The organism is Bacillus sp. FSL E2-0195 (genome assembly GCF_038003645.1).
Lineage (GTDB): Bacteria > Bacillota > Bacilli > Bacillales > Bacillaceae_G > Bacillus_A > Bacillus_A mycoides.
Window position 1 is genome coordinate 3,027,102 of sequence record NZ_JBBOPN010000001.1, and the last position, 12,395, is coordinate 3,039,496.

Below are 12,395 nucleotides of genomic sequence, written 5' to 3' on the forward strand. Positions count from 1 at the left end.
ATAAAAAATACTACTCTTCCTAATTAAGATTTAGAAAGAATAGTATTTTTCTATTTGCCTATTTTATTACATCGTAAAATAATTAATAATGCCATCCACAATTCCTTTTTGCGATTTTGCTTGGAATTCTTCTGAATTCATTCTTTTTTCATCACTCGCATTAGATGTAAACCCTAATTCTATTAGGATAGCCGGAGAAGAATTTTCTCGTAAGACAAGAAAATCACTGCCATGAACACCTCGATCTCGGCTGTCTATATTTTGATCAAAAATAGCTTCTTGTACGATCTTAGCTAATTTTTTATCTTTCCTTTTATTAGATCCATAATGAGTTGTTATTCCTTTTACATTTGTATCCTCAAAAGCATCATGATGAATGCTAATATAAAGATCCGCCGCATGTTCTTTCACTACTTTGACACGCGCTTGCAATTCTTCCTTTTGTTTTGTTTCTGAAAGTAAACTCGCATCTTTTTCACGCGTCAATATAACTTTTGCATCCGTTCTTTCTTCTAATTCTTTCTTTATATTTTGTGCTACTTTTAAATTAAGCTCTTTTTCAATCGTTCCAAATTTCTTTCCTTTCGTCCCTCTATCTCCTCCACCATGCCCTGGATCAATTACAATTGTTTTTCCTCTTAATCGTAAATCCTCTTGTGATATATTTTTATGCCCCTTAGCATGTATGAAACTAACTCCTGTGCCCATTATTAATATTATAAATAAAAGCAATGTCACTCTTTTTTTCATTTTAACAATCTCCTTATCAGCTTTTCATTCCCTTTCTAATGAAGATATTAATGAATGCTGATAAAGATAAAATGCAGATAATGTCGATTTTGTTTAAAAATGATAAAAACGTGTAGAATGAAAATTCTACACGTTTTTATTTAAGTAGAAGAAAAATAACACTCCATCTTCTGTATTCGAAACACCATATTCCGCACCATGCAGCTCTAATATATTTTTTGAAATAGCAAGGCCCAATCCTGTTCCACCTTTGGAGCGTTGACGAGACGTATCTCCTCGATAAAAACGATCCCATATTTTCTCTAAATGTTCTAGTTCAATATGTGCTCCTTTATTTTCTACACATACTTTTACACGTTCATTCTCTTCTATTGTAGAAATAATAATATTCTCCTGTTCTGGTGTGTAACGAATCGCATTCGTAATAAAGTTAGTAACCACCTGTTCTATTCGATGTGGATTTGCAACTACCTCAATTTTAGAAAGTTGTTTATGCACATGTAATTGCTTAGCTATTATATCCGAGGTTAATTGCTCACATATATAATCAATCATCTCATCAATATGGAAAACATCCATTTCCATTTTATACGTACCAGACTCGAATTTTGCTAACTCCAGCATATCAATAATAAGCATATCCATTTTATCTACTTCTTTTGACATTGCTTTAAAGTAATAATCCTTTTTATTACTAGCAACACCATCCTCCAAAATTGAAATACAGCTCTTCATAATACTTAAAGGTGTTTTTAACTCATGTGAAACACCCGCGATAAATTCTTTACGTGTATTTTCTAATTGCTTTTCTTTCTCTATATCTTGCTGCAATTGATTAATATACGAATGCAAAGCCTTAGAAAGTGTATTAATATTTTGTGATAAAGCACCTATTTCATCCTTTGTAGTAATAGGTATCGTCTCTGAGAAATCTAAACCAGCGATTTTTTTTGTAGTATCATTTATTTGTAATAGTGGTTTGGCGATTTTATTTGAATAATAGAACGATATCAAAACGATTAAAATCAAAACAAAGATAATTAAATATACATAATAATCCTTTATCATTTGCACAGCTTCATCAACTGGTTGCAATGATGTCATAGCAAATATATAATTTACCTTACCATCTGCATCTATTGTTGGTTTGATTAATAGTTTATATTTAATATCATTTTCTTCATAATCCACTATTTCTGTAGAAGTAATATTATTTGGTTTTTGATTTAATATTAAATCAACCTGAAATTGTTTTATTCTATCTATTAACACACGATTTCCATAAATAGAGTTAGTTCCTACAGTACCCTCCGGTAACTGCACGTTCTTAATACTTCCTGCTAAATATAACTGTGAATTTTCTTTTGAAGATGCGACTTTTGGGCCATATAACTTCTCTGACAACTGCTTGTTCTCCAAACCAATATTCTTCTCTTTTATTGTTAACATCGCAGGGACTACTGCATCACCTTCCTGCACTCCATCGATAATAATATGACTCCTCTGTTCTAAACTATCTTTTATCCTTTGTATATCTTCTAAATTAACAAAACTATACAACGGTATCTGAATTAAACGTTCAGAAAAGGTGTTATTTCCGTTAGGATCTAACTGAATTTCTAAAGAAAAATCACTTGCATATTTTATATTCCCTACCCTATCTAGCGTTGTAATCCATGTCGCATTATCTTGGTAGAAATTTTGTTCCAACTCTTGAATCCTTTTCGCGTCATCTCCAGCTTTTATATATGCCTTTTCAAAGGATTGAATATTCGTTTTAATATCATTAACTTTTCGATTCGAATAATATTGCTTAAAAAATATGGTTTGTCCAATAAAAATAGTCACTAAAATAAGTGTGCATAATGCCGTAGTTAATATAAATAACTTTAATACAATTCCTTTTTTCATACCTGTCCCTCAAATTTATAACCAGTTCGCACAACGGTTACAATACAAGTCGCTTTTTGTCCTAATTTATGACGCAAATTACGGATATGACTATTAACAGTACGATCATCCCCAGCGAATTCATAACCCCAAATTTTAGTGATTAGTTGTTCTCTCGAAATCACAATCCCTTGATTTTGCATGAAATACGTTAATATTTCAAATTCTGTATGTGTCATACTTATGTCTTCCCCATCTACAGTTACTGTACGAGAAGGGAAATGTACATGGATACCACTACTAGTTAATGTGTCTTCAGTAGATACATTAATAGTGGAAGAATATCGGCTTTCAATTAATCGTTTTGCCCTTGCCAATAAAATAGGAGGACTATATGGTTTTGTAACATAATCATCCGCTCCCATTTCAAATCCGAGTAAGGTATCATCTTCATCCACCCGAGCCGTTAGCATAATAATAGGTACATTAGATTTCTTCCGAATTCGCCGGCAAACCGCCCAACCATCTAATTCCGGTAACATAATGTCTAGAATAATTAAATGTACCTCATGTTCTTCAAATATAGATAACGCTTCTTTCCCATCAATCGCCTCTAAGACGTTATACCCTTCGTTTAGTAGGTAATCCTTCATGATTTCACGTAAAATATCTTCATCTTCTACAATTAAAATTGTTCTTTGCATATTTCATCTTCCCCACGATTAATTTTATTTTTATAAAGAAATAGTTCATTTTATATTTTAACCAATTAGAAATCTTTCACTATTTCTGTCACTACTAAATGTAACATAGTTATATCAAGATAATAGCATACTGATATAAAGATAAAATGCAGAGATAACTGTAATTCTTCAACAAATAATGAAACTCATCTTGAATCAAAAAATCCATACAAAAACGCCATCCTTTCTGTATATTTCTACAAACAGGATAGCGCTTTTTCATTTTAAAGGTCGCATTCTATGATAAATTATATTAATAAAGTAATATCAACTATACGTAATAATCGATATTTAATCGATATTAGAACTTATTACTTTATATTTATCTTCTTTTGCAACATCTATAATTGCATCAATTTTTTGTTGTTCATTATTCAGCTCATGTCCTTCGATCCAAACTTTATATCCTATTTCCCCCACTACTCCAACTTTAGTTATAACAACATCTAACTGTTTTTCTTTTTGAAAATATTCAATAGCAGTTGCCTTTGCTTTTTCTTGAGTTTTTGGAAATTCTTTGTCACTTAATGGATCTTTCGTTGTTAATGTAATGTAAGAGACAAAACCAATAATAATTAAAGTTATGGTAGAAAGTCCAACTAAAACTATTTTTTTCATTCTTCTTCATCCTTGTCTATCTTTTTTTAAAGATTAACATAACATTTATCGTTTTTCAATAAAAAAATATTGTATTTTACTATTTTTTTATTGAAAATCTCTATAACTTAGACAAATATAAAAAGCATTCCTCTCACTATCCTGATCTTTATCTCAACTAATCTATTAAATAATGTAGATTTATAAAAGAGTTTGATCATTATTAAAGAAATACAAAAATAAAAACCCCAATTTCTCTATATTAAAATCGAGAAATCGGGGTTTAGTCACTTAAAAATATTTTTTATTTAAAACCAGTAACTAATTAATAGTCCTGCTGATAATAAGAAGCCAAAAATCGTATTTGTCATCGCTGTTGATTTCATTGCGATGCGCATATACCCGGGATCCTTTGCTCCTTTTTGGAAGCTTTGAATAGCAGAGATTGGCTTTTTCAAACCTAGGAACATAACTAATGCCCAAGGGCTTATATAACCCATCAACACAATTACGGCAATCCATAAATAAGCAATTAAAAAGGCTACAGCTAGTGTTACCACTGCTTTTTCTCTCCCAAGGAGGATTACCAACGTCTTTCTTCCACCTTTAATATCTTCTTCGATATCTCGGATGTTATTCGACATGTTAATTGCACCTACTAAAATTCCAATTGGAATGGAAATCAATATACTTTCAATCGTTATAGTATTCGTTTGAATAAAGAAAGCAATGAGTACAAAACATGTCCCCATTAACAATCCAGAAACTAATTCTCCAAATGGAGTGTACGCAATTGGTAATGGACCACCTGTATATAAATAGCCAACCGCCATCCCAATTAAACCAATGACAACTAACCACCAGCTGCTATTCATACAAATATAAATGCCAATAAATGCTGCTACCACATACAATAAAAGCGCAACTGTTAATACATTTTTTGGCTTCAATCCATGACGGACAATTCCACCACCGATGCCAACAGAATCAGCGGTATCTAATCCACGTTTGAAATCATAGTACTCGTTAAATAAATTCGTTGCTATTTGCAACGCTAAACATGCAACCATCATCGCAATAAATAATAGCCAATGAATTTCGGCAACATAAAGTGATGACACTGTCCCTAAAATTACAGGAGAAAACGTCGCCGTTAATGTATGTGGGCGCGTCATCTTCCATATTAATTTAGCGGAACTAATTTCTTTTTCATTCCCCATAACTCTGTTCAATCTCCCTACATTTTAAGTATAAATTACTAGCAGTATCTTTCTATCTATTTCCTGCTTCACATCTATTATATCAAAAAAAGAATTAGCGATAGAACTTTAATGCTCTTGCTTGCACCATAACTTTGCATCAAAATATCGTTTTTTCTAATATGTGGTACAGCCGCATGTCCGTCAACTTAAGAAATTGGTAGTTCCCCAAAACGAAGAAAATTTTCGTTTTGAGGACACTTCAAAATATTAGCTTGAGGGCATGGGACTGAACCCCTAATGCTTTATTTTAATAATAATTCTTTTCATAAAATAAAACCCAGTTATCAGTCTAAACCATTTTTTAGATCTAACAATAACAAGTGTACATTTTTACCTTTCAGATGGTCTCTTTTATTCTAATTTCTTCATTTCTTTCAGCCGTTCTATATCCTTTTCTGAAGCCTTTTCTATTTTATACAATTCATAGCTACCCTTTGTCTCATTTATTACTACAAATTCAATTTCATTCCGAATATAGCTTTTAGTTTTTCCTTTTTTATAACCAATAACATTATCTAATATAGTTTCTCCACTATCTTTTTTATATAAATTATAGCTAACAGGTGGACGACCAATTACATACTTATTATCAGAAAATCCGACTATATCATCTCTCCCTAATCCTGTCGAAACACTCCAGACAAAAATAATCTGAAATATAGAAAAAACAACAATACCACATAAGAAAACAAATAGGATTGATTTAAAAAATAACTTTAAAAATATCCTGCCCAAAAACATTCCCTCCCATTTCACCTCGGGATAGCAAGAACAAAACGTGAATTTTGTACGCTAAGAAACCGAATTTTTATATTGTTGAACTCAATCCCCGTCAGTGCCATAAGAAAAAGGGTTACCGCAGTAACCCTTTTTCTTATAATACACGTCATTTAGGTAAGCTATGGATGAATAAAGTCAATCTATGAAATTTCCCACAATCTTTTAACTTCCACCAATTCCTGCCCATTGAATTCCATTCTATATATATCTGGTTTTGATGTCTGTAGTAAAAAATTCAAATCATACTTACTGTCATAATATCCCATCATCAAAGTCATTACAGCTCCATGAGTGCCTAATACTACTTTCTGTCCTCGATAGGTGTTTAATAATTCTTTTAAAACTTTTATAGCACGTTTCTGACAGTCGACATTCGACTCTCCTCCCATTAAAGCAAAGTCAGGGTCTAAGAATGACTTTTCTATCAAAGGGAATAATTCTTTATCCGACATTCGTTCCTCTTCAGCAATAAAAATTCTCTCTTTTAAGTCCTCAAATACTATAACTTCTTGTCCTATTTGCTTCGCTAACTGTTGAACAGTTAGAATTGAACGATTGTATGGACTTGAGATAACAACGTCGATTCCCTCACTCTGTAATATATCTGTTATTCGTTGAACATCTAATTTTCCTTTTTCAGTTAATCCTCTTGTTCCTTCTTTTCCAAACTTTGGTGAATCTCCGTGTCTAACCATATATATGAAAGTTTTCATAATTACCTCCATTTTTCCAGTTTCCTTTACAATTCCTCCCTGATGTTAGCATATATATCCAAGTTTGTCTCCTTTAATTAACAGAAAACTGTGCGAATTTGAAATGAATTCACGATATTTGTAAGAAAGACGCGAAGTTTTCACTATCCTCAGGTATAAAAAAACGTTATTCTTTCTAAACAAGCTTGATTATTAGAAAGGATGAAATTTTTATGAATCTTTCGATTCGAAGCGAGCTACAATTATTTGCTGAAGAATTACATCAACATCTTACCCCATCATTTTTAGAAAAACTCGCTAGAGAACTAGCTTTTGTACAACGAAAGCGTAAATTTTCAGGACGTGATTTAGCTATTATTTGTGTATGGATTAGTCAACGTGTAGCGAGTGATTCCTTAGTTCGACTGTGTAGTCAACTTCATGCTGTTACAGGAACTCTTATGAGTCCAGAAGGACTAAATAAACGCTTCAATAAGAAGGCTGTTTGCTTTTTAAAACATATCTTCTCTATATTATTAAAAAATAAAATTTGTGAAACATCAGTGATTCCAAGCTCTTCAATTACCTATTTTCAACAGATTCATATTTTAGATGCGACGATTTTTCAAGTGCCAAAACATTTAGCTAGTGTGTATCCTGGATCGGGTGGTTGTGCACAAACAGCAGGTATAAAGATTCAATTAGAATATGATTTACATAGTAGACAGGTTTTAAATTTTCAAGTTGAACCGGGTAAGAACACTGATAAGACCTTTGGAACAGAATGTTTAGCAACATTACGACCTGGCGATTTATGTATTCGGGAATAAACGAAAGGGCCAACTCCTAGGAGTTGGCCTTTTTTCTCTTATTTTAAAAATCTTCAATAGTTACGCTACCTTGATAAACAGATAGGTTTTACTTTTGTAACCCATTAATAATTGTATCTATATTCCATTTCATCATTTTCAAATACGTATCTCCATCCTCACCCGTTTTACCTAGTGAGTCTGTAAAAATTGTCCCTCCAATTGGCACGTTTGTTTCTTTTGAAACAGTTTCCATGCTACGTCGATCTACACTTGTTTCTACAAATAAAGCTGGAACTTTGTTTGTTTGAATTACACTTACAACATCTCTAATTTGATCTGGCGTACCTTGGTTTTCTGAGTTAATTTCCCAAATGTATCCCGTCTTAATGTCATACGCTTTTCCAAAGTATTTAAAAGCACCTTCACTAGAGATTAAGAAACGTTTTTCCTCAGGAATTTGATGAATTCTATTCACTGTCTCATCGTGTAACTTTTGAAGTTCTGCTACATACTTTTCGGCATTTTTAGTATAGAACTCTTTATTTTTAGGGTCTTCTTTAATTAATGCCTTTTTCACATTTTCAGCATATAAAATACCATTTTTAATATTCATCCATGCATGCGGATCTGGTTCTTTTTCTAATCCCTTAGTTTCTAAATAAATAGCCTCTACACCTTCACTTACTTTATAAACCGGTGCATCTTTTTCTGATTTGTTTGCAGTTTTCAATAGTTTTTTAAACCATGCTCCGCCCTCTTCTAGGTTTAATCCATTGTAAAACACCATATCTGCATCTGTCATTTTCATAACATCTTTTGGTAACGGATCATATTCATGCGGGTTAGCTCCAATCGGAACAAGACTATGAATCTCAACTTTATCTCCACCAATTTGCTTCACCATATCATATATAATGGAGTATGTAGTTACAACTTTTAATTTTCCATTGCCCTCTTCTTTTCCATTGGTGTTACTCGAACACGCTGTTAATGCAAATACGAAAATACAAAGTATCGATAATAAAACATTTTTGAATTTCATCTTTATCCTCCAATCAATTATGACAACTCTGCTCTATTTTTTCTAATTTTGATAGCTCTCCAAAACAAACCTTGTGACGGTGAAAAAAAGAATGCCAATGCGAACAAGAATGTTGCGACAAGGACAATTGTTGCACCTGAAGCAAGATTATAAGAGAAACTAAAATATAGCCCTACTACAGATGAAAGTGCACCAATACCTGCGGCTAAATAAATCATCACCCATAAACGATTTGTTAATAAATACGCTGTAGCCGCTGGTGTAATAAGCATAGCGACAACTAGAATAATTCCTACAGTTTGAAGTGATGCTACTGTAACCATTGTAAGTAGAATCATTAAGCCATAATGAATCCATTTGTTCGGTAGTCCGTAACTTTGCGCCATCGTTGGATCAAAAGTGGATACGAGTAATTCTTTGTAAAATAGCATCACAAGCCCGATAATAACCACTCCGATAATAAGTGTCATCCACATATCAGAAGAACGAACTGATAGGACATTCCCGAATAAAATATGATACAAATCAGAACTACTCTTCATAAAGGTAATTAAAATAATCCCTATAGCGAAAACAGAAGTGAACATAATCCCTATCGCCATATCATGTTTAATTCTACTATTTTGACTTACAAATCCAATTCCAACTGCAGTAATAACACCTGTTAAAACCGCCCCTATGAAATAGTTCATACCTATCATATAAGAAAGTGCTACTCCAGGAAGAACGGCATGTGAGATCGCATCACCCATTAATGCCATACCTCGTAAAATAATAAAACATCCTATTACCCCACAGATCACTCCTACCATAACGGAAGTTAAAAGCGCCTTCTGCAGAAAACTGTACTGCGTTAATGCATCTATAAATTCTACAATCTTCATGATGAATGTACCTCCGCTGCATTATTAAACAATATTCCTTGATTCACATATGCTTTTGACATAACAGTTGGTTCTAATACTTGTCGTACTTCCCCGTAATGAATTAAGCTTTTATTCAGTAATAGTAATTTATCAAAATAGGACTCTGCTTTACTTAAATCGTGATGTACAACAGCAATCGTTTTCCCTTCTATACGTAGCTCTCTAAGAATTTTAATAATTGTCTCTTCACTTGTTACATCAATTCCAACAAATGGTTCATCTAAGAAAAATATCTCTGCCTTTTGTGCTAGCGCTCTCGCCAAAAAGACACGTTGTTGTTGTCCACCTGAAAGCTCACCAATTTGACGATTTTTAAACTCTTCCATTCCGACCTTTTTTAAACATTCAAACGCCCAATCCCGATGCTCTTTCTTCGGCCTTTTCATCATCCCTAAAGATGGATACGTTCCAATTAGTACGACATCTATTACTGTGATCGGGAAATCCCAATCTATATCACTTCTTTGCGGTACATATGCAACATGTTTTCTAGCGCTTTGAATATCCTCTCCAAGAATCCGAACATATCCCTTATCACTTGGGATTAAATCTAAAACAGCTTTCATTAAAGTAGATTTCCCCGCACCGTTTGGACCGATAATTCCAACGAGTTTTCCTTTTTCAATTTCAAAAGAAACGTTTTGAACTACTTGATTCCCTTGATAGGATACAAACAAATCTTTGACGATTATAGCCTCACTCATTTTTTGTGTATTCCCCCTTCTTTTTTTCGTTAATATAATTATTTTGCACAAAGGCAACTTTCGGACAAAAAAATATAATATGAATGTAAATCCATACCTGAGTTTCCCTGAGGAAACTTTTTTATATGAGTCGAATTATATAAGCCAGATACAAATTTGTAAACTACTTTTTACAAATTTATGAATATATAATAAAAATCATTATCACTATGAAACAAAATACATGATCCATTCTATGCTCTTTTGGAAAAGATATTACTGTAAAAAATAGTAGTGTATAAAAGAAAGAACCAACTCATACGAGTAGGCCCTTTTTCTTTAAGGATATGTAATACGCTCTACAGCAAAAAACTATGATTACGTTCAAATCACTTCCAAACAACACCTCGCCTCTCGTATTCCATTCTATATTCAACAGCAGCTGCAATTTTTGGACTTGCAAACCTTTCCGTGATCCAAAGACCTAAATCAATTCCTGAAGTAACTCCTCTTGCAGTAATAATATCGCCTTGATCCACAATTCTGTAATGAAGAAGTTCTGCTCCATATTGACTAATTTCATTTTGCGCCAAATGATGCATTGTTGCCTTTTTATCATTCAATATACCGGATACAGCTAGTAACATACCTCCTGTACAAACTCCAGCAACAATTGTTCCTTCATCGTGCATCTCTCTAATCATTTTGGTCAAATTACCAAGCTCTGCTTGCTTTCGTGCCCCATGTTCAGCTTTATGATTCCAGCCACCACCAGGTACAATTAACAAATCTGGACGATTATCCATTCGTAAAAAATCATGTAATTTAACCGTAACTCCAAACGAAGTAGTAACCTCTTGTTTTGGTTCACTAGAAACTAATTCAACCGTAAACGGAGCCCCTTCTTCTATCGCTCTTTTCAATACCTCAAAAGGTGCAAAAGAGACAAGCTCTCCAAAACCGTCAAACACTACAATTTGTATTTTCATTTTTAGAACACCTCATATGCTTTGTTTTATAAATCCCAAAAGAGAAGAAATGTTATCTACAAATTAAAACAATGAAGACAACCTTTCTCCCCTTACTCTATAAACTTTCAAATGTTCCTCTAATTCTCTCCCGTCACCTAATAGACTCATCGTCTTTTTAACGAAGTTCCAATTTAAACTACCGGATAACCATAGCAACGAAGAAAGTCTTTTATAATCATTTGAAGTTAAAATGTTATTAGCTTTATACCCTTCTAAAAATGCTCTAGCAACTTCCGGACATACTTTATGCGACTGTATTCCTTTCGTTCGAGAGTACCATTTTATTAAAAAGGCTAATCCTTCAATGCGATCTACATATCCAATCGATTCAAGATCTATAATTCCTTTTACATATTGATTTGAGTTCCATATAACATTTAAAGGATTTAAATCTGTCTGTACAATAAACTCTAAATCACTCGTATGTGCGCATTTTATATGATACTTAGCGAGATCTATATACCCTCTTAATTCCTTACATATACCGCTCTTATTTTCTAATAGCTTTATAAACTCATTATATCCATCTAAATGTGATTTCTTTTGAAAAATCGGGCTTTGAAATGTACTAGAAAGGTCATGTATCTTTCTTGCTTCCCTTCCAAAGACTTCTGCCATCGTTTCTGTACAATGAGTAATATGTTCCCCATCAATCCAAGTAGACAATACAAACCGGTACTGTTCATCATTCCAAGTGACTAATGTAAATGACTCTCCCGCCCTATTCTCCTTAATCTGCATAAATGGAATTCCATACTCTCTTAAATAATACGTAAACTGTACTTGCTCTTTCAATTGTTCATTTGATAAAGTCCCAAAGGCCGGATTGATTGTTCGCTTGCTATTCATCAACCGTGCGGAATACCGATTTCCATTTACGATGATTTTATAATGCAAATCTGTATGCCAACTGTTCTTATGTAATTCTTCTTCCACTATTAGTGAATGAATTTCTTTAAAATAATTCATTACTACATTTCTTATTATGTGTTTCACCCTATTCCCCTTTCATGCAAAAATTCATTTTTATACTTCCGAATAAAAACCTTTTAAAGTAAGGATTATTAAGATACACTTAATTTATTCAAATAAAGAATCATATCCTACTGTGGAGTAATAATAAAGTTATGTAATTTTGCCGCCAAAATCACAGTAGCCTTCTATCTATGTAGATGAAAGAAGACTGC

The 12,395-nt window shown here is 32.9% G+C and carries 12 protein-coding genes and 1 pseudogene; 1 reads left to right on the plus strand and 12 read right to left on the minus strand.

Translation table 11 applies throughout. The features are described 5' to 3' along the window. Window positions 1-66: 66 nt before the first annotated feature. From MHH59_RS15625 to MHH59_RS15655, 7 genes are all read right to left on the minus strand, one after another. On the minus strand, window positions 67-750 hold the full coding sequence (locus tag MHH59_RS15625) for an N-acetylmuramoyl-L-alanine amidase family protein (protein ID WP_002142388.1): 684 nt from the start codon (window positions 748-750) through the stop codon (window positions 67-69). A gap of 126 nt (window positions 751-876) precedes the next feature. Further along, window positions 877-2,661 (minus strand): sensor histidine kinase, encoded by a 1,785-nt coding sequence (locus MHH59_RS15630; protein WP_340851722.1) that lies wholly within the window; start codon window positions 2,659-2,661, stop codon window positions 877-879. Beyond that, entirely contained in the window at window positions 2,658-3,344 is a 687-nt protein-coding gene (locus tag MHH59_RS15635) for a response regulator transcription factor (protein WP_002128032.1), read from the minus strand. The genes MHH59_RS15630 and MHH59_RS15635 overlap by 4 nt, the downstream gene beginning before the upstream one ends. Before the next feature lie 330 nt (window positions 3,345-3,674). Next, a complete protein-coding gene (locus MHH59_RS15640; protein WP_002128033.1) occupies window positions 3,675-4,001 on the minus strand; it encodes a hypothetical protein in 327 nt (108 codons plus the stop codon). Window positions 4,002-4,288: 287 nt separating this feature from the next. Further along, complete coding sequence (gene menA, locus MHH59_RS15645; protein ID WP_002084661.1) at window positions 4,289-5,200, minus strand: 1,4-dihydroxy-2-naphthoate polyprenyltransferase; 912 nt, start codon at window positions 5,198-5,200, stop codon at window positions 4,289-4,291. Window positions 5,201-5,593: 393 nt separating this feature from the next. Continuing rightward, window positions 5,594-5,977 carry a hypothetical protein gene (locus MHH59_RS15650; protein WP_000532580.1) on the minus strand — a complete coding sequence of 128 codons (384 nt, stop codon included), beginning with the start codon at window positions 5,975-5,977 and terminating at the stop codon, window positions 5,594-5,596. A gap of 185 nt (window positions 5,978-6,162) precedes the next feature. Beyond that, window positions 6,163-6,735 (minus strand): histidine phosphatase family protein, encoded by a 573-nt coding sequence (locus tag MHH59_RS15655; protein WP_000846735.1) that lies wholly within the window; start codon window positions 6,733-6,735, stop codon window positions 6,163-6,165. Window positions 6,736-6,947: 212 nt separating this feature from the next. Here MHH59_RS15655 and MHH59_RS15660 point away from each other — a divergent pair. Continuing rightward, a pseudogene (locus tag MHH59_RS15660) lies at window positions 6,948-7,541 on the plus strand (IS4 family transposase); the annotation flags it as partial. A gap of 91 nt (window positions 7,542-7,632) precedes the next feature. Here the strand turns inward: MHH59_RS15660 and mntA are convergent. The 5 genes from mntA to MHH59_RS15685 all read right to left on the minus strand — a co-directional run bounded on the left by mntA (window position 7,633) and on the right by MHH59_RS15685 (window position 12,204). Beyond that, window positions 7,633-8,568: a manganese ABC transporter substrate-binding protein/adhesin MntA gene (gene mntA, locus MHH59_RS15665; protein ID WP_016127228.1), complete on the minus strand. Its 936-nt coding sequence runs from the start codon at window positions 8,566-8,568 to the stop codon at window positions 7,633-7,635. A 17-nt stretch (window positions 8,569-8,585) separates the two neighbouring features. Beyond that, window positions 8,586-9,452 (minus strand): metal ABC transporter permease, encoded by an 867-nt coding sequence (locus MHH59_RS15670; RefSeq protein WP_002165479.1) that lies wholly within the window; start codon window positions 9,450-9,452, stop codon window positions 8,586-8,588. Next, window positions 9,449-10,198 (minus strand): metal ABC transporter ATP-binding protein, encoded by a 750-nt coding sequence (locus MHH59_RS15675; RefSeq protein WP_033730765.1) that lies wholly within the window; start codon window positions 10,196-10,198, stop codon window positions 9,449-9,451. The genes MHH59_RS15670 and MHH59_RS15675 overlap by 4 nt, the downstream gene beginning before the upstream one ends. A gap of 368 nt (window positions 10,199-10,566) precedes the next feature. After that, window positions 10,567-11,166 carry a DJ-1/PfpI family protein gene (locus MHH59_RS15680; protein ID WP_000701587.1) on the minus strand — a complete coding sequence of 200 codons (600 nt, stop codon included), beginning with the start codon at window positions 11,164-11,166 and terminating at the stop codon, window positions 10,567-10,569. A 63-nt stretch (window positions 11,167-11,229) separates the two neighbouring features. Next, entirely contained in the window at window positions 11,230-12,204 is a 975-nt protein-coding gene (locus MHH59_RS15685) for a phosphotransferase enzyme family protein (RefSeq protein ID WP_340851729.1), read from the minus strand. Between the last annotated feature and the right edge of the window lie 191 nt (window positions 12,205-12,395).